Source organism: Spirillospora sp. CA-294931 (assembly GCF_050946795.1).
In the GTDB taxonomy this organism is placed as follows: domain Bacteria; phylum Actinomycetota; class Actinomycetes; order Streptosporangiales; family Streptosporangiaceae; genus Spirillospora.
Map to the genome: position 1 here is coordinate 4,472,874 of NZ_CP192006.1, position 18,170 is coordinate 4,491,043.

Genomic DNA, 18,170 nt, shown 5'->3' on the forward strand with positions numbered 1-18,170 from the left:
CGATCCGAGCGAGAGGTGGTGGCGAAGTGTCGCGGCGCAAGACAGAGCGTCTGCTCAACCTGGTGGTCTGCCTGCTCGCCACGAGGCGCTACCTGACGGCCGAGCAGATCCGCAGGGCGGTCCCGGGGTACCCCGAGTCGGGCGAGGCGTTCAAGCGGATGTTCGAGCGCGACAAGGAGGAGCTGCGCGAGCTCGGCGTGCCGCTGGAGGTCGGCAGCGACCTGGACGGCGGCGGCGGTGAGGAGATCGGCTACCGCATCCCCCCGCAGGCCTACGAGCTGCCCGACATCCACCTGACCTCCGACGAGGCCGCGGTGCTCGGCCTGGCGGCGCGGGTGTGGCAGCACGCCAGCATGGCCGACGCCGCCTCGGGCGCGCTGCTGAAGCTGCGCGCGGCGGGCGTGGAGACCGACGGCGGCGGCGACGCGGCCACCGCGATGGGCATCGAGCCGCGCCTCGACCCGGGCGACCCGTCGTTCCCCCGTCTGTGGGAGGCGGTCCGCGACGGCCGCGCCGTGACGTTCGCCTACCAGGCCATCGGCCGGACGTCGGCGTCGCAGCGGCACCTGGAGCCGTGGGGCGTGGTGAGCCGCCGGGGCCGCTGGTACGTCGTGGGCCACGACCGCGACCGCGGTGAGACGCGGGTGTTCCGGCTGAGCCGCATCGCCGGCGAGGTGAAGCCCGTCGGCCCGCCCGGGGGAGTGACCGTGCCCGACGGCGTGGACGTGCGGCGCATCGCGTTCGACTGGGGCGAGCCGCCCGCCGAGCCCCGCCCGGCGGCGGTCCGGCTGCGGTCGGGCGCCGCGCAGGGCCTGCGGCGGTGGGCGGCCGACGTGCGTCCCGCCGGCGGCGGCGTGTGGGACGAGGCCACGCTGACCTTCCGCGACGTCGACCGGTTCGCGCCCTACCTGGCGCGGTTCGCCGACGACGTGATCGTCATCGACCCGCCCGACCTGCGCGAGGCGGTCATCCAGCAGCTGAAGTCGGTCCTGGCGGCCGGTGACCCCGGTGGCGAGCCCGCCGCGCACGGAGGAGAGCGATGAGCGGCAAGGCGGCGTCGACGACGTCCACGGGACGGCTGGCGCGGCTGCTGGCCCTGGTCCCGTATGTGGTGAGCCGCGACTCGGTGGCGCTCGACCAGGCCGCCGCCGCGTTCGGGGTGACCGAGAAGCAGCTGATCGACGACCTGAACCTGCTGTGGTGCGTGGAGCTGCGCGCGCCCGACCCGTACTGCCCGATCGACCTGTCCTACGAGGGCGGCGAGATCATCGTGACCGAGGCCGAGTCGATCGCGCGGCCGCTGCGGCTCAAGGTCGACGAGGCCGCCGCGCTGCTGGTGGCGCTGCGGATGCTGGCGGGCGTCCCCGATCTGCAGGACCGCGACGCGCTCAGCCGCGTGATCGCCAAGCTGGAGGGCGCCGCGGGCGCCGCCGCCGAGGCCAGCAGCAAGGTCACCGTCGAGGTCGACGAGGCCCGCGGCGACACCCTGGGACGCCTGCGCGAGGCGATCGGGCGGCGCCGCCGCGTCCACCTGACCTACTACGTGCCCGCCCGCGACGAGAACACCGAGCGCGACGTCGACCCGATGCGGCTGCTGGTGGTGGAGGGCAACACCTACCTGGAGGGGTGGTGCCGCCGCGCGGAGGCGGTGCGGCTGTTCCGCCTCGACCGCGTCACCGACCTGCGGGTGCTGGACGTCGGCGCGCAGGTCCCCGACGAGGCCGAGCCGATCGACGTCGACGCGGGCCTGTTCCGGCCCTCGCCCGGCGACGTCCGCGTCACGCTGGAGTTGTCGCCGCAGGGCCGCTGGGTCGCCGACTACTACCCGTGCGAGAGCGTCGAGGAACTCGGCGAGGGGCGGCTGCGGGTGGTGCTGGGCACGCCCGACACCAGGTGGGTGCGGGGGCTGGCGCTGCGGCTCGGCGACCAGGGCCGCGTGGTGGAGCCCGCGGCGCTGGCCGGGCAGATCCGCGGTGACGCCGAACGGGCCCTGGCGCAGTACGCGACCGTCTGAGAATCGGCTACCGTGACGGGGGTGACTTGGGTTCCGGTGGCGGTTGGGCTGGGCTTCGCGGGCCTGGCCGTGCTGGCCGCGTGCGCGTTCAAGGTCTACCTGGGCGTTCGCCGTTTCGGCCGTGAACTCGACCGGGCCCGGCGGCGGCTGGAGCCCAAACAGTCGGCGCTGCGTGATGAACTGGAGATCATCCACGAGGCTCGCACGCCACAAGACCGCGGAGACGGCGTACGATCGTCCTAACTGCTCCTGCTGAAGAGGATTGTCATGGGTCAATTTGGCACCGGCGAGATCCTGCTCGTCCTGGCCGTCGTTCTGCTGCTGTTCGGCTCGACGAAACTGCCTCAGCTGGCCCGATCGCTGGGCAAGTCGGCGCGCATCCTGAAGGCCGAGACCAAGGGCCTGCGCGACGACGACGAAACGCCTGAGCAGACCGAGTCCTCCGAGTCGCAGTCGGCGCGCGACAAGGCCGCGCAGCTGCGCGAGGAGGCCGCCAGGCTCGAACGTGAGGCCGCCGGAGGGCAGGCCCCCTACGTCCAGCCGCAGCGGACCCTGCCGTCGGGTGAGCCGATCCAGGGCGTGCCGCTCGACCGCGACCAGGCCCGCAAGACCTCCTGAGGCGTCCCCCACCCCGATCGGCGGCACCGACCCCCACGACACGAGTCCCGACAATGAAGCTGATGAGCCCCCAGACGGTCAACCCCGAGGGCCGCATGCCGCTCATGGACCACCTCCGTGAGCTGCGCAACCGGCTGGTCAAGGCCGTCCTGGCCCTGCTCGTCGGCATGGTGCTGGGCTATGTGTTCTTCCAGCCGATCTGGGAGCTGCTCAAAGAGCCCTACTGCCAGATCCCGCAGGCCCGGGAACTGAACAACAAGTGCACCCTCGTGGTGGACGGCATCTTCAGCCAGTTCTTCGTCCGCCTGAAGATCGCCATGATCGTCGGCATCGTGATCTCCTCGCCGGTCTGGCTCTACCAGATCTGGGCGTTCGTGGCGCCCGGCCTCTACAAGCGCGAGCGGCGCTGGACGTACGCGTTCCTGGCCGCCGCCGTCCCGCTGTTCCTGGTCGGCGCCGGCCTGGCCTACCTGTTCGTCGACAAGGGCCTGGAGCTGTTCCTCGGCGGCTTCTCCATCGACGGCGTCACCGCCCTGGTGAAGGTCGACCAGTACCTCAGCTACGTCCTGGCGATGCTGCTGGTCTTCGGCGTCACCTTCGAGCTGCCGCTGTTCGTCCTGATGCTGAACCTGGCCGGGGTGCTGACCTCCCACCGCATCCGCAAGACCCAGCGGCTCGCGATCTTCGGGATCTTCATCTTCTCCGCCATCGCCACCCCCAGCGGCGACCCCATCACCATGCTGGTCCTGGCCCTGCCGACCGTCCTGCTGTACGAGATCGCCGCGTTCCTGGCCTTCCTCAACGACCGCCGCAAGGGCCGCCGCCCCGACCCCGACGCGGAACTGTCCGACGACGAGGCCGCCCCCCTCGAACTCGACGAGCACGACGACCTCGACGAGGACGACGACGCCGAGCGCGCGCCCGCCGCCGCTGACACCGACCTCGGCAAGGAAAAACGCCGCACCTGACCCCACCCGCCATGCCCTCGGGACGCGGGCCGCGGGCCCCGCGGGGCTCCCCCCGCCCCTCCCGGGGCGCGCACCGCCCACGGCTCGCCTCGCCCAGGGCGTGGGGGTCCGCCAGGCTCGCTCCCCGCTCCTCCCGGGCTCGTCTCGTCCCTCGGAGGTGGGCCCGGCAGGGCTCGTCCCGGACGCTGTGACGTGGGCGGGACGTGGGGGCGGCGGGGTTCGGCCGGAAGCGAAGGGACCGAGGCCACGCCGGTCCGAATTGGGTATCGGGCCTGTCGAAACCGTAGGCTCGAACCATGACCACCCCCGACACGCAGTCGGCCACCGGATCCCCGTCGGAGCGCTACGCCGCCTACCGCAGGCGCACCGACGGCAACGGGCCCGCGCTGCTGGACTTCCAGACCCTCTACGACTTCGGCCTGGACCGGTTCCAGCTCGAGGCGTGCCGGGCGCTGGAGGCCGGAAGCGGCGTCCTGGTCGCCGCGCCCACCGGGTCCGGCAAGACCGTGGTGGGGGAGTTCGCCGTCCACCTCGCCCTGGTCGGCGGCGGCAAATGCTTCTACACCACCCCGATCAAGGCGCTGTCGAACCAGAAGTACGCCGACCTGGTCCGCCGCTACGGCGCCGAGAAGGTCGGGCTGCTCACCGGCGACAACAGCGTCAACGGCGAGGCCCCCATCGTCGTCATGACCACCGAGGTCCTGCGCAACATGCTCTACGCCGGGTCGCAGACCCTGGCGGGCCTGGCATTCGTGGTCATGGACGAGGTCCACTACCTGGCCGACCGGTTCCGCGGCGCCGTCTGGGAAGAGGTGATCATCCACGTTCCCGAGTCGGTGCGGATCGTGGCGCTGTCGGCCACCGTCAGCAACGCCGAGGAGTTCGGCGAATGGCTCCAGGCCGTCCGCGGCGACACCGCCGTCATCGTCGACGAGCACCGGCCCGTCCCGCTGTTCCAGCACATGCTCGTCGGCGGCCGCCTCTACGACCTGTTCGTCGAGGTCGGCAAGGGCGCCAACCGGCAGGCCAAGGTCAACCCCCAGCTCGCCCGGATGGCCGTCGACGAGGTCCGCCGCGCCAAGATCAACCAGGGGCGACGCACCGGACGCCGCCGCGAGGCCCGCCCCCAGCGATTCCGCCCGCCCATCCGCTCCGACGTCGTCGACCGCCTCGACCGCGCCGGGCTGCTGCCCGCCATCACCTTCATCTTCAGCCGCGCCGGATGCGACGCGGCCGTCCTGCAGTGCCTCAACGCCGGGCTGCGGCTGACCTCCAAGGAGGAGACCGAGGAGATCCGCGCCCACGTCGACCTGCGCACCTCCGACATCCCGCCCGACGACCTGCGCGTCCTGGGCTACCGCGAGTTCGCCGCCGGGCTCGAACGCGGCATCGCCGCCCACCACGCCGGGATGCTCCCCACCTTCAAGGAGATCGTCGAGGAGCTGTTCACCCGCGGGCTGATCAAGGCCGTGTTCGCCACCGAGACCCTCGCGCTCGGCATCAACATGCCCGCCCGCACCGTGGTGATCGAGAAGCTCGACAAGTGGAACGGCGAGGCCCACGTCGACCTCACCCCCGGCGAGTACACCCAGCTGACCGGACGCGCCGGACGCCGCGGCATCGACGTCGAGGGCCACGCCGTCGTCGTGTGGAGCCCCAACGTCGACCCCGCCTCGGTCGCCGGGCTCGCCGGAACCCGCACCTACCCGCTGAACTCCAGCTTCCGGCCGTCGTACAACATGGCCGTCAACCTCGTCGGCGCCGTCGGCATCGAACGGGCCCGGACGCTGCTGGAGGAGTCGTTCGCCCAGTTCCAGGCCGACCGCGCCGTCGTCGGCCTGGCCCGCCAGGTCCACAAGAACGAGGAGGCCCTGGCCGGGTACGCCGCGTCCGCCGAATGCCACCTGGGCGACTTCATGGAGTACGCCGCGCTGCGCCGCGAGCTGTCGGACCGCGAGGCCGAACTGGCCCGCGAACGGTCCTCCGCGCGCCGCGCCGAGGCCGCCCGGTCCCTGGAGCACCTGCGGCCCGGCGACGTCATTCTGGTGCCGTCCGGACGCCGCTCCGGCATCGCCGTCGTCCTCGACCCCGGCATCGGCCGCCGCTCCGACGGGCCCGCGCCGCTGGTCCTGACGATCGCCGGATCGGTGCAGCGGCTGTCGATCCAGGACTTCCCCCGCGCCGTCGAGCCGATCGAGCGGGTCCGCGTCCCCAAGTCGTTCAGCCCCCGCAACCCGCAGGCCCGCCGCGACCTGGCCTCCACCCTCCGCAACAAGATCCCCGACGACGCGCGGGAACGGCGACGCGGCCGCGGCGACGCGCCCGCCACCGACGACACCGAGATCGCACGGCTGCGCGCCGAGCTGCGCTCGCACCCCGTGCACGGCTGCGACGACCGCGAGAACCACGCCCGCTGGGCCGAACGGTACTTCCGCCTCGAACGCGAGACCGAGCAGCTGCGGCGCCGCGTCGAGGGCCGCTCCCAGGTCATCGCCCGCACCTTCGACCGGGTCTGCGCCGTCCTGGAACAGCTCGGCTACCTGGACGGCGACGCGGTCACCGACGAGGGCCGCCGCCTGGGCCGCATCTACAACGAGCTGGACCTGCTCACCGCCGAGAGCCTGCGCGCCGGGATCTGGGAACGGCTCGACCACGCCGAGCTCGCCGCGTGCGTGTCGGCGCTGGTGTACGAGTCGCGGCAGCCCGACGACGCCGCGCCGCCCAAGACCCCGCACGGCGCCGCGCAGGACGCCCTGGCCGCGATGGTGCGGCTGTGGGGCGAGCTGGACGGCATCGAGAAGGACAACCGCGTGTCGTTCCTGCGCGAACCCGATCTGGGGTTCGCATGGACGGCGTACCGGTGGGCCAAGGGCCACGAGCTGGACTCGGTGCTGATGGAGGCCGACATGACCGCGGGCGACTTCGTCCGCGCCGTCAAACAGCTGCTGGACCTGCTCGGCCAGGTCGCCGACGCCGCCCCGCCCAACAGCCACATCCGCAAGACCGCGCGCCGCGCCATGGACGCGCTGCGCCGCGGCGTCGTCGCCTACAACTCCGTCGCCTGACCACAAAAGGGGAGACCCGGGGGTTTTTGCCCAACCCCCGGGCCCCTTCTGGGTGCTGCCGTCATGCACACGCCGGCACGTTTAAGGCCGCGGATCAGTCATGAGGTCGCCGTGCTCTGCCATTGAGCTACCAGGGCAGGAGGGGCCCCGGACCGGACTCGAACCGGCATCCCGGCGACGGACGTCCACGGCCGGTCGATCCGGCGATCGGCCGCGGTGCTGAAGCTGGAGCGAGAGTCTGAGATTCGTCACGGCTGCCTCTTCCTCCTTGGGCTACCCCGGCCCGGAATGCCGGGAGGAGGATTCGAACCCCCACTGGTCACCGCGTGATTCAGGCTGACCCTTCAGTTTCAGTCTCTGCGCCTTCTGGGCGCGCCCCCGTGCTCCAACGGGGGAGTCTGTGACTTTAGCCGAGCAGGTAGTCGAAGACCACCTGGCCCACCTCGCGCTCGTCGACCTCGGTGCCGTTGGCCTCCTCCCGGGCGAACTTCACCGCCTGCTGCAGCTTCTCCACCCGCTCCAGCAGCTCGTTGACGCGCCGCGCCGGCAGGGCGCCGGAGAACTTCACCGTCGTCCAGTAGCCGACGGCGACGTCCTCGTAGAACACCTCGACCTGCGCCGGGTGCTTCTCGGTCGCCTCGGCCTTGACATGGTTGAACGGCAGCTTCTTGGTCTTGACGGTGCGGACCGGCTCGGTCTTCCACGCGTCGGTCGACCCGTCGAACGTCCAGCCCTCGGCGCCGTCCAGCACCGGCAGCTTCTTGACGAAGGTGTGCACGTCGACCAGCTGCTTCTCCAGGAACAGCAGGTAGGTGACCGGCACGTCGCGCAGCAGGACACGGCCGTCGACGGTGACGTCGGCGCGGGCCACGCAGTTGGTCCAGTCCTTGGTCGCGGTCACGTCGAACAGCCGGGTCAGGGTCGCCGCGGTGTCGCGCAGCACCTCCTCGGCCTTGACCTGGACGCGCGTGGACTCCGGGGGAAGCTGCTCGCCCTCCTCGTCCTTGGGCTGGTACGTCCGGGAGATGCCCGACAGCAGGGGCTGCTTCTGCACGGTCTGGTGGGCGTCGGTCAGCTCGCGGAGCGACTTGCTCTTGACGCCCTTCTCCACGGCGATGATCTGGTTGAGCTTCGGCACGTTTCCTCCCCGATCGGACACCGGAACCGTACTGGACCGGCGCGACGGCACGCACCCGAATTGATCAGCCCCGCAGCGCGAAACGGACCCGGCGCCGCGCCGGGTCGGCCTCCTCCAGCCGCACCGTCACCGGCTCGCCCAGCGGCAGCGGCCCCGCGCACCGCGCCAGCACCGCCGGGTCCTTCAGCTGGACGCGGCCGCCCGACCCGTCGCCCGCCACGTCCACCACCATCGCCTCGAACGTCTCACCGACGCGGTCGCGCAGCACCAGCGCCTCCACCAGGTCCACGCACGCCCGTTCGACGTCGCCGCCGCGCCGCAGCGCCCGCTCCATGATCTCCGGCAGGCCCGGCAGCGCCTCCCGCGCCCACGACGGCGCCGCGCCGTCCGCGGCCAGCGCCAGGCACACCTCGGTGGCGTACCGGTCGGCCAGCCGCCGGATCGGCGCCGTCACGTGCGCGTAGGGCGCCGCGACCGCGGCGTGCTCGGCCACCTCGGGCACCGCGCCGTCGAACGCGGTGTAGCCCGCGCCGCGCATCAGCCCCGCCGCCTCCCGCAGGAACGCCGCGTGCCGCGACCGGGCCGGGTCCAGCGACCGCACGACCTCCCCGTAGCGGCGGCCCTCGGGCCAGTCGATCCCCAGCGCCGTCGCCGCCCGCCGCAGCGCCGCCACGGACTCGGCCGGGGCGGGCGGCATGGTGCGCAGCAGGCCGACCCCGCCGTCCAGCATCATCCGGGCCGCCGCGCGGCCGGTCAGCAGCGAGATCTGCGCGTTCCACGACTCGGCGGGCAGCCCGCCGCGGAACTCCAGCGTCCAGCCGTCCGGGCCGCGCACCACCTCCTGCTCGGGCAGCGGCAGGCTCACCCCGCCGCGCGCCGCCTCGGCGTCCAGCAGCACCCGGCCCAGCTCGCCCAGCGGCGCGATCCGCGGGTCGTCCTCGCGGGCGCCCGCGTAGTCGAGGCGGTCGCGGCTGCGCACCAGCGCGCGCCGCACGTCCACGGCGGTGATGCCGCCCGCCTCGTCGACGTCGATCGTCCACACCACCGCGGGACGATCCCGCCCCGGCAGCAGGCTCGCCGCGCCCTCCGACAGCTCCGGCGGATGCAGCGGCGCCTTGGCGTCCGGCAGGTAGAGGGTGACGCCCCGGGCCCGCGACTCGGCGTCCAGCGCGCCGCCCGGCCGCACGAACCGCGCCACGTCCGCGATCGCGTACCGGACCCGGTACCCCGGCGGCGTGCGCTCCAGGAACATCGCCTGGTCCAGGTCCATCGAGTCCGGCGGGTCGATCGTGAAGAACTCCACGTCCCGCAGGTCGGGGACGCCGTCCAGGTCGGGCCGCGCCGCGGCGGCCTCCTCGGCGGCCTCGGCGGGGAACGCGGCGGGCACGGAGAACTCCGCCCGGACGCGGTCGAGCCCCGAGCGGGCCTCGGCGTCGTCGGTACGCAGTCGCGTGGGAAGGCGCGGCACCCTCCCACCGTAGGCGCACCCGGGAAACGCGCCGCCAATCGCCCGGTAAAGGTCAGTAGTCCTCGGGTTCGGCGGAGTAGGCGCGCAGGCCCTCCAGGTCCACCACCGTGATCTTCCGCCAGCCCGTGCTGACCAGCCCGCGCGAGCGCAGGCTCCCCAGCGCCCGCGCGACCGTCTCGCGCGAGGCGTCCATCCAGCTGCCCAGCTCCTCCTGCGACAGCGGCGGCGCGATGTCGATGCTGCCGTCCGGCGCCGCCGGGCGGTGCCGCGCCGACAGCTCGGCCAGCGCCACCAGCAGCAGCGCCAGCCGCTGCGCGCCCTTGGCCGTCACATGCGCCTGCAACCGCTGGTCGGCGTCGTCGAGGCGCCGCACGAACGTGCCGCTGACCAGCCGCCACACCCCCGCGTGCGCGTCGAGGAACCCGGTGAACCGGGCCGCCGGGACCACCAGCGCCCTCACCGGGCTCAGCGCCGTCACCGTCGCCGACCGCAGCCGGCTGCCCAGCGCCGCGCTCTCGCACACCAAATCACCGGGACCGCGCACCGCCAGCACCACGTCGTGGCCGTCCAGCGTCGCCGAGGTCACCTTCGCCCAGCCGTCCTCGATGATGATGATGTGGTCGGACTCGTCCCCCTGGTAGCACAGCGGGTTCTTGGCCGGGTACACCCTGGGCCTGGCCAGCCCGCGCAGCGCCTCGCGCTGGTCGCCGTCCAGGGCGTCCCAGAACGCGTCCCAGCGGGGCGAGATCGTCTCGGTCACCGGAGTTCCGCTTCCCGCGTCCTCCGCCGTGGAAGGCCCGCGTGTCGAGATCCTGACTCTCCCAGTGGACACACACCGGCCCCGTCTTGCAAGCACATGTGCGCCCTCTCACCTCCCCGCCCGTCACGCGGGCCCCGCGAACGCCGTCCCGGCCCTGGTGACGTCATCGCGGCCAGATCCCGCCACACCGCGGCCCCAACCGGACAACCCACCCGCTCACCACCGCGCCACACCCCGCACGTCCCCACACGCCGCACGGCGTCCGCCCCCGGCGTTCGCGGTGGGGCGGTGTCGTCCGATTGTTGGCGAGCTGTGGGTGGTGTCGCTCGGCCCGGACGCTCCATGCCGCCCCGCGCCGCCGCTTGCGGGGTGGGGGAGGGGCGGGGTGGTGAGCCGGTACCCGGGGGCGATGGGGGGAGTGGGGCGGTGAGTCCCATGGCCGTGGGTACCGGCTCGGTCGGGCGCCCGCCGGTGCGCTCGGGGCACGGCGGGGAGGGAACTCGCGTGATGTCCACGCTTACAGCGAACCCCGTCACCGAGGACGATGCTGCTCTGCGCGGCACGGCCTGTCTGCGTCACTTGACACAGAGCGGCCGGTCAGGACGGCGCCAGCGCGTTGAGGAGGCGGTTGACGGGGCTGGACAGGTTCCACCGGTCGGCCAGCTCGACCAGCGCCGCCGGGTCCTTCGGGGTGGACGGGAGACGGTCGTCGAGACCGGCCAGGACGGGGTCGTCGATGTCGGTCACCACTCGCACGACGGTCTCGGCGGCGGTCAGGTAGTCGCGGGCCTCGGACATGCGGCGGCGCGCACCGGCGGGGAAGCCGTCGGTGGTTCCGGCGTCGAGGGCGGCCAGGATGCCCTCCAGGGACCCGAAGCGCGTCACCAGCGCGGCGGCGGTCTTGTCGCCCACCCCGGGGACGCCGGGCAGGCCGTCGCTGGGGTCGCCGCGCAGGGTGGCGTAGTCGCCGTAACCCCGCCCCGGGATGCCGTACTTGTCGGACACCTCCTTCTCTCCCATGATCTGGAGGTTGCGGATGCCGCGGGCGGTGTAGAGGATCTTGACCGGGCCGCGCGCGTCGTCGACCAGCTGGAACAGGTCGCGGTCGCCGGTGACGACGTCGACCGGGCCGTGCTCGGCGCCGCGCACCGCCAGGGTGCCGATGACGTCGTCGGCCTCGTAGCCCGCCACGCCCGCCACCGGCAGGCCGAACGCCGCCAGCACCGCGTCGATGATCGGGAGCTGGGCCGACAGCGGGTCGGGGGTCTGGTCGCCGCCGTCGTCGGCGACGCGGTGCGCCTTGTACGACGGCAGCGCCTCGACCCGGAACGCCGGGCGCCAGTCGGCGTCCATGCAGCACACCAGCCGCTCGGGGGACCGGTCCGACACCAGTCGCGCGATCATGTCGATCAGGCCGCGCACGGCGTTGACCGGCGTCCCGTCGGGCGCCTTCACCGACTCGGGCACGCCGAAGAAGGCACGGAAGTACAACGACGGCGTGTCCAGCAGCATCAGCCCGCTCATGCGCCACATCGTGCCACGACCCGCCGACATCGCGCCCTGACCGGCCCGCGTGTCACAGCACGTGCACGGCCAGCAGGCAGGTGTCGTCGTTGGGGTTGGCGGCGCCCAGCGTCGTCAGGACATGGTCGATGACGGCGTCGGGATCGGCGCCGGGACGGCCTTGGACGGTCTCGCGCAGCAGCCGGAACCCCTCCGACAGGTCGCGGTCGCGGCGCTCGACCAGGCCGTCGGTGTAGAACAGCAGCAGGTCGCCGGGCTCAAGCCGGGTCGTGGCCGCCTCCAGGCGCGGTTCGTCCAGCGCGCCGAGCAGGACGCCCTCGGGGGCGTCGAGCATCTCGGCCTTGCCGTCGCGCAGCAGCACCGGCGGCGGGTGCCCGGCCTGGGCCCAGGTCAGCATCCGCGTCGCCGGACGGAACCGGGCGGCGATCGCGCTGGCCGTCAGCGACCGGTGGCGGCTCAGCACCAGCCGGTTCAGCCAGGTCAGCAGCGCGTCGGGCGGCGCTCCCGTGCAGGCCAGGCCGCTGAGCGCGTTGCGCATGCGGGCCATCGCGGCCGCCGCGGCCAGCCCGTGGCCGGACACGTCGCCGATGGCCAGGAACACCTCGTCGTCCGACAGCGCCGTCGCCTCGTACCAGTCGCCGCCGACCCGGGTCTGCCGCTGCGCGGGCAGGTACCGGACGGCAGCGCGCAGGCCCGGCAGCTCTCGGGGGCCGCGCGGCAGCGGCAGGATCGCGCGCTGCAGCTCGACGGCGATGTGGCGCTCCTCGGCGATGCGGCGCCGCTCGCGCTTGAGCTGCTGGCGGGTCTCGGCGAGCATCTCGTCCGAGCGGCGGCGCTGGCTGACGTCCTGGAACACGGTGTGCAGCGCGATGGGGTCGCCCGCCGAGTCGAGGATCGGCTCGGCCATGACCCGCAGATGGCGGACGCCGCCGCCGGCGTTGACGCGCAGGTGCAGGTCGGCGGGCTCGCGGCGGCCCAGCAGGGTCCGCATCAGATGTTCGGCCTGCGGCAGGTCGCCGGGGACGACGTGGTCGGCCAGGCTCTCCAGCGGCAGCGGACCGGCGGCGGGGGACCGGTCGAAGATGGTGTAGAGCTGCTCGGACCAGCGGATCTCGCCGGTGACCAGGTTCCAGCGCGACCAGCCGAGGTTGCCCAGCCGCTGGGCCTGGACGAGCTGCGCGGCCAGGTCGGTGGAGTCGTCGTGGAACTGCCAGCTGGCCAGCAGCCCGCCGCCGACCCGGCACGCCCGGACGCTGAGCGTGGCGGGCACCACCCGTCCGCCGGACACGCTGGCGTAGTCGCGCGGCGCGGCCCGCAGCGGGACGCCGGTCTCCAGCACCCGCACGTAGTCGTCGAACAGCCCCGACACCGCAAGGCCCGGGTAGTTCTCCAGCAGGCGGACCCCGACCAGCTCCTCGGGACGGTGCCCCGGCAGGTCGGTGGCGTCGGAGTTGACGGCGTCGACGTGGAAGTCGACGACCGCGCCGGACGCGTCGCGGATCGGCGACATCAGCGCGCTGGGCGCCTGGATGGCGTCCAGCACGGCCCGCAGCCACGGCGCCTCGGTCGGCGAGGCGGCCGGGACCAGCTCGGCCAGCCGCCGCGCGCACGCCGCGAGCACCGCCAGGACGTACCGGCGCGCGGCGTCGTCGGGGCCCGGCGGGCTCGACCAGGAGATCTCGGCGGCGCCCAGCACGCGGCCGCCGGCGTCCAGGGGCAGGCAGGAGCAGGGCCCGCGCAGCCCGGCCTCGCCCGAGACCAGCGCGAGCGCGCCCGGGTCGGCCGACCACAGCGGACGCGCCGCGCGCACCGCGCGGGCCAGCCCGATGCCTTCGAAGGGCGGGATCCGCGACCACTCGCTCACCACCTGCGCGGGCAGGCCGTGCGACCCGGCGGCGCGCAGCGCGCCGTCCGGCTCCACGACGGTCAGCAGCACCGCCCGCGCGCCCAGCCACCCCAGGGCCTCCTCGCAGACCCGGCGCGCCAGCTCGTCGGCGCCGCGTGCCTCGGCGAACGCCGCCGCGGCCAGATGCCAGGCCGCCGCCAGCGGCGCGGGCAGCGTGCCCGCGTCCCCGAGCCCGCCCTGCCGCGCCGCCGGCTCCGCTTCGTCCGGATCGTCGGGAGAGGCCGTCGCCGGAAGGTCGGGGACGGGGGCGAGGTAGGCGGCGGGGTCGAAGATGCCGGGGGCGGGGCGGGTGGCCTCGTCGGCCGGGGCGTCGGCGTCGCTGCCGAGCAGCAGCGCGGCGGCCACGGCGGGGTCGACGGCGGCGTCGGCGGCCAGGGTCAGCAGATGGTCGTAGGCGGTCTCGACGCCGCAGCCGAGCCGTTCGGCCAGCAGGCCCTTGGCCTGTTCGATCACGGTGCGGGCGCGCAGCTCGCGGCGCTGCGCGTCCAGTTCCAGCCGCAGCCGTTCGACGGTGGCGGCCAAGGCGACGGTCTGGCTCTGCTGCATCGACGGCTCCGGGGTCAGCGGCGGTGCGGCGTGAACCGGGGGCGGGCGGGGGCCGGGCCGGTGCGACGGGGCGCCGCGGTTCTTGCGATGCTGGGGAGGCATCCGAGGCGGGCGCGGTCGTACCGGTGCATGTACGGACGGTAACAGGGCCAGGTCACCAAGGGCAGAGGAAGCGGGCAATCCGTTCGCCGGGCCCCGTTCGGTGACCGGCCGCGACAATGACGGAACACCATGACTGGATGGAGACGGATGTGACGACGGCGTTGTATCCGCCAGAACGGCTCGAGGCGGTACGCGAGGCGACCCGGCGGGCGGGCATCGGCGCGCTGCTGCTGACACCCGGGCCCGACCTGCGGTACGTGACCGGCTACCACGCGCTTCCGCTGGAGCGCCTGACCTGCCTGGCGGTGCCGGCGTCGGGGGAGCCGTTCCTGGTGGTGCCCCGGCTCGAGCTGCCCGCGGCGAAGGAGTCCCCGGCCGGGGGCCTGGACCTGGAGCTGGTCCCCTGGGACGAGACCGACGACCCGTTCGCGCTGGTGGCGCGGCGGCTGCCCGGCGGGGTGTCCCGGGTGGGCCTGGCCGACCAGATGTGGGCGGCGATGGTGCTGCGGTTCCGCGCGGCGATGCCGGACGCCGAGCAGGTCGTCGCCGGGACGGTGCTGCGCGAGCTGCGGATGCGCAAGAGCGCGGCCGAGGTCGCCGCGCTGCGCGAGGCGGGCGCGGCGATCGACCGGGTGCACCGGCGCGTCCCCGGGTTCCTCAAGCCGGGCCGCACCGAGCGGGAGGTGGGCCGCGACATCGCCGACGCGATCATCGCCGAGGGGCACACCGCGGTCGACTTCGTCATCGTCGGATCGGGGCCCAACGGCGCCAACCCGCACGCCGAGCTGTCGGACCGGGTGATCGCGGCGCACGAGCCGGTCGTGGTCGACATCGGCGGCACGATGCCGAGCGGCTACTGCTCGGACTCCACCCGCAACTACTGCGTGGGCGAGCCGCCGCCGGAGTACGCGGAGTACTACGAGGTGCTGCGGCGCGCGCAGGACGCCTCGTGCGAGGCGGTCCGGCCGGGCGTGACGCCCGAGGCGGTCGACGCCGCCGGACGCGACCTGATCGCCGCCGCCGGGTACGGGAAGCACTTCTTCCACCGCACCGGGCACGGGATCGGGCTCGAGACCCACGAGGAGCCCTACATCGTGGCGGGCAACACCGAGCCGCTGGAGCCCGGCATGGCCTTCTCGGTCGAGCCCGGAATCTACCCCGGTGCGCACGGGGCGCGGATCGAGGACATCGTGGTCTGCACGCGGGACGGTCACGAGCGCATGAACACCACCCCGAGGGAGCTGGTCGTCGTCGATTGATCCGCAGGTCGGACGGCATGAGGGCGGGGGGACCCGATTGGTCCTCCCGCCCTCGCCGCGTCCGGGACCGGTGCATAACGATCTGCGCACCAATCGTCCCAGTGCGCGGTGGTCCTATTGCAGGGCGGCGGCCCGACCATGTACGACCTTGTCACCGTTCCGCTGGGATTAATGGCACATGTCGCCCAGAGCGGGGTGCGGCGGGCAGGGCCGCCGGACCCCGGGCGCGCAGAAAGAGGAGATGCCGTGGCAGAGGTCGCGCTGAGCAGCGTCGGGAAGGTGTACCCCGACGGCACCCGCGCCGTGACCGACCTGAACCTCGCCATCGCCGACGGGGAGTTCCTGGTGCTGGTCGGGCCCTCCGGGTGCGGCAAGACCACCGCGCTGCGCATGGTCGCCGGCCTGGAGGACATCTCCGAGGGCGAGGTCACCATCGGGGGCCGCGTGGTCAACCGCGTCCCCGCCCGCGACCGCGACGTCGCGATGGTCTTCCAGAGCTACGCGCTGTACCCGCACCTGAGCGTGCGCGACAACATCGGGTTCGGGCTGTCGCTGCGCAAGGTCCCCAAGGCCGAGATCCGCGCGAAGGTCGACCGCGCCGCCGCGATCCTCGGCCTGGGCGAGCACCTGAACCGCAAGCCCCGCAACCTGTCGGGCGGCCAGCGCCAGCGGGTGGCGATGGGACGGGCGATCGTCCGCGAGCCGCAGGCGTTCCTGATGGACGAGCCGCTGTCGAACCTGGACGCCAAGCTGCGCGTCCAGATGCGCGCCGAGATCGCCCGCATCCAGCGCGACCTCGGCGTCACCACCGTCTACGTCACCCACGACCAGACCGAGGCCATGACGCTCGGCGACCGGGTCGCGGTGATGAAGCGGGGCGAGCTCCAGCAGGTCGCGCCGCCGCAGGAGCTGTACGACCGCCCCGCCAACCTGTTCGTGGCCGGCTTCATCGGCTCACCCGCGATGAACCTGCTCAAGGGCGCGCTCGCCGACGACGCGGAGAACCCGCGGCTGACGGTCGGCGGCCAGACGCTCGCGCTCCCGCCCGAGGTGCTGGCCGCGCGGCCCGCGCTGCGCGGCTACCTGGGACGCGAGGTCGTCGTCGGGATCCGTCCCGAGGACATGGAGGACGCCGAGCTGACGACGGCGGAGGACGGCGCGACCCTCCGCTCCACCGCCGACCTGGTCGAGGCCATGGGCTCGGACGTGCTGGTCCACTTCGCGGTCGAGGCCGCCCAAGTCGTCACGGAGGACACCAAGGAGCTCGCCCGCGACGCGGGCACCGACGTGCTCGGCGCCCTGGAGGCGCCGCGCACGGACCTGGTCGCGCGCCTGAGCCCACGCACGCGCGTCAAGGTCGGCGACCCGGTGACGGTGAAGGTCGACACCGGGCGCCTGCACTTCTTCGATATCGACGGCGGCGCGGCGATCTGGGGAACCGGCGGCGCCGCGCAGCCCAGCGTCACTCAGGAGGATCAGGGATGAGGGTCACCAGGCGAGTGCTGTCCGCCGCGGTCGCGGCGGGCCTGCTCGTGTCCGTCGCCGCCGCGTGCGGTGACGACGAGAAGAAGGACGACGGCGCGGCCGGCGGCGGAGCGCTCAAGGGCGTCAAGGTCGAGGTCGCCGCCAAGTGGACCGGCCCGGAGGAGAAGAACTTCCGCGAGGTCCTCAAGGCGTTCGAGAAGAAGACCGGCGCCACCGTCCAGTACGCCTCCACCGGCGAGAACACCGACGCCTACCTCGGCCCGAGGCTGGAGGCCAAGAACCCGCCGGACGTGGCGATCCTGCCGCAGCCGGGCCTGATGCAGCAGTACGCGGGCAAGGGCCAGCTCAAGCCGCTGGCCGCCGACGTGGTCTCCGAGGTCGACAAGAACTTCTCCCCGTACTGGAAGGAGCTCGGCTCGGCCAAGGGCCAGACCTACGGCGTGCTGATCAAGGCCGCCTACAAGTCGATCCTGTGGTACCGGCCGCAGGTGTTCGCCGACGCCGGCGTCCAGCCGCCCGCGACCTGGCCCGACCTGGTCAAGGCCGCCGGGACGCTCCAGGACTCCGGCACCACGCCGTTCGTGCTGGCCGCCGGGGCGCAGGACTCCTGGACGCTGACCGACTGGTTCGAGAACGTCTACCTCTCGCAGGCCGGGCCGGAGAACTACGACAAGCTGGCCAAGCACGAGATCAAGTGGACCGACCCGACGGTCGCCAAGGCGCTGACGACGCTCGCCGAGATCTGGGGCAAGCCCGACTTCATCTCCGGCGGCCTCGCCCAGGCCACCAAGACCAAGTTCGACGGGTCGGTGACCGAGGTGTTCGGCCAGCAGAAGGCCGCGATGGTGTACGGGGGCGACTTCGCCGCCGCCAACATCGCCACCACCAAGTCCAAGGTCGGCACCGACGCCAAGGTCTTCCCGTTCCCCAAGGCCGGCGACACCGCGCCCGCCATGCTCGGCGGCGACGTCGCCGTCGCGCTCAAGGACGGCAAGGGCCCGATGGAGCTGATGAAGTTCCTGGCCTCGCCCGAGGCGGGCAAGGTCTGGGCCGGGCTGGGCGGCTACCTGTCGCCGAACAAGAACGTGGCGCCCTCGGCCTACTCCGACCCGGTCGCCAAGGAGCTGATCGCGCAGCTGCACAAGGCCGGCGACGCGGCCCGCTACGACCTGTCGGACCTGGCCCCGGCCGCGTTCGGCGGCACGCCCGGCAAGGGCATGTGGGAGGCGCTGCGCGGGTTCGTGCAGAAGCCGTCCGACGTCAAGGGCACGCAGGCCAGGCTCGAAGCCGAGGCCGCCAAGGCCTACAAGTAGGGCT

14 protein-coding genes are annotated in these 18,170 nt (G+C 73.3%); 9 read left to right on the forward strand and 5 right to left on the reverse strand.

What is annotated here, in order from left to right:
- The first annotated feature begins 26 nt into the window (after nucleotides 1-26).
- The 6 genes from ACQPY4_RS19935 to ACQPY4_RS19960 all read left to right on the forward strand — a co-directional run bounded on the left by ACQPY4_RS19935 (nucleotide 27) and on the right by ACQPY4_RS19960 (nucleotide 6,665).
- Nucleotides 27-1,043: a helix-turn-helix transcriptional regulator gene (locus tag ACQPY4_RS19935; protein WP_433338504.1), complete on the forward strand. Its 1,017-nt coding sequence runs from the start codon at nucleotides 27-29 to the stop codon at nucleotides 1,041-1,043.
- The gene (locus tag ACQPY4_RS19940) at nucleotides 1,040-2,014 is read left to right on the forward strand and encodes a helix-turn-helix transcriptional regulator (RefSeq protein ID WP_433338507.1); all 975 of its coding nucleotides are present in this window, start codon (nucleotides 1,040-1,042) and stop codon (nucleotides 2,012-2,014) included. The genes ACQPY4_RS19935 and ACQPY4_RS19940 overlap by 4 nt, the downstream gene beginning before the upstream one ends.
- Before the next feature lie 21 nt (nucleotides 2,015-2,035).
- Nucleotides 2,036-2,257 (forward strand): hypothetical protein, encoded by a 222-nt coding sequence (locus ACQPY4_RS19945; RefSeq protein WP_433338509.1) that lies wholly within the window; start codon nucleotides 2,036-2,038, stop codon nucleotides 2,255-2,257.
- A 24-nt stretch (nucleotides 2,258-2,281) separates the two neighbouring features.
- A complete protein-coding gene (gene tatA, locus ACQPY4_RS19950) occupies nucleotides 2,282-2,632 on the forward strand; it encodes a Sec-independent protein translocase subunit TatA (RefSeq protein WP_433338511.1) in 351 nt (116 codons plus the stop codon).
- A 62-nt stretch (nucleotides 2,633-2,694) separates the two neighbouring features.
- Complete coding sequence (gene tatC / locus ACQPY4_RS19955) at nucleotides 2,695-3,600, forward strand: twin-arginine translocase subunit TatC (RefSeq protein ID WP_433338513.1); 906 nt, start codon at nucleotides 2,695-2,697, stop codon at nucleotides 3,598-3,600.
- 296 nt (nucleotides 3,601-3,896) lie between these two features.
- Complete coding sequence (locus ACQPY4_RS19960; RefSeq protein WP_433338515.1) at nucleotides 3,897-6,665, forward strand: DEAD/DEAH box helicase; 2,769 nt, start codon at nucleotides 3,897-3,899, stop codon at nucleotides 6,663-6,665.
- A 406-nt stretch (nucleotides 6,666-7,071) separates the two neighbouring features.
- Here ACQPY4_RS19960 and ACQPY4_RS19965 read toward each other — a convergent pair whose 3' ends face one another.
- From ACQPY4_RS19965 to ACQPY4_RS19985, 5 genes are all read right to left on the reverse strand, one after another.
- Complete coding sequence (locus ACQPY4_RS19965) at nucleotides 7,072-7,803, reverse strand: hypothetical protein (RefSeq protein WP_433338517.1); 732 nt, start codon at nucleotides 7,801-7,803, stop codon at nucleotides 7,072-7,074.
- Between the two features lie 64 nt (nucleotides 7,804-7,867).
- Complete coding sequence (locus ACQPY4_RS19970) at nucleotides 7,868-9,271, reverse strand: RNB domain-containing ribonuclease (RefSeq protein ID WP_433338519.1); 1,404 nt, start codon at nucleotides 9,269-9,271, stop codon at nucleotides 7,868-7,870.
- Nucleotides 9,272-9,323: 52 nt separating this feature from the next.
- A complete protein-coding gene (locus ACQPY4_RS19975; RefSeq protein WP_433338521.1) occupies nucleotides 9,324-10,031 on the reverse strand; it encodes a Crp/Fnr family transcriptional regulator in 708 nt (235 codons plus the stop codon).
- A gap of 597 nt (nucleotides 10,032-10,628) precedes the next feature.
- Entirely contained in the window at nucleotides 10,629-11,555 is a 927-nt protein-coding gene (locus ACQPY4_RS19980) for a 5'-3' exonuclease (RefSeq protein WP_433338523.1), read from the reverse strand.
- 52 nt (nucleotides 11,556-11,607) lie between these two features.
- Complete coding sequence (locus tag ACQPY4_RS19985; RefSeq protein ID WP_433338525.1) at nucleotides 11,608-14,007, reverse strand: SpoIIE family protein phosphatase; 2,400 nt, start codon at nucleotides 14,005-14,007, stop codon at nucleotides 11,608-11,610.
- Between the two features lie 239 nt (nucleotides 14,008-14,246).
- Here ACQPY4_RS19985 and ACQPY4_RS19990 point away from each other — a divergent pair, with 239 nt between their 5' ends.
- The 3 genes from ACQPY4_RS19990 to ACQPY4_RS20000 all read left to right on the forward strand — a co-directional run bounded on the left by ACQPY4_RS19990 (nucleotide 14,247) and on the right by ACQPY4_RS20000 (nucleotide 18,166).
- On the forward strand, nucleotides 14,247-15,368 hold the full coding sequence (locus tag ACQPY4_RS19990) for a M24 family metallopeptidase (RefSeq protein ID WP_433338527.1): 1,122 nt from the start codon (nucleotides 14,247-14,249) through the stop codon (nucleotides 15,366-15,368).
- 246 nt (nucleotides 15,369-15,614) lie between these two features.
- Nucleotides 15,615-16,853, forward strand: a complete 1,239-nt coding sequence (locus ACQPY4_RS19995) for an ABC transporter ATP-binding protein (RefSeq protein ID WP_433338529.1) — start codon at nucleotides 15,615-15,617, stop codon at nucleotides 16,851-16,853.
- Nucleotides 16,850-18,166, forward strand: coding sequence for an ABC transporter substrate-binding protein (locus ACQPY4_RS20000; protein WP_433338531.1), 1,317 nt, complete (start codon nucleotides 16,850-16,852; stop codon nucleotides 18,164-18,166). The genes ACQPY4_RS19995 and ACQPY4_RS20000 overlap by 4 nt, the downstream gene beginning before the upstream one ends.
- Nucleotides 18,167-18,170 lie beyond the last annotated feature (4 nt).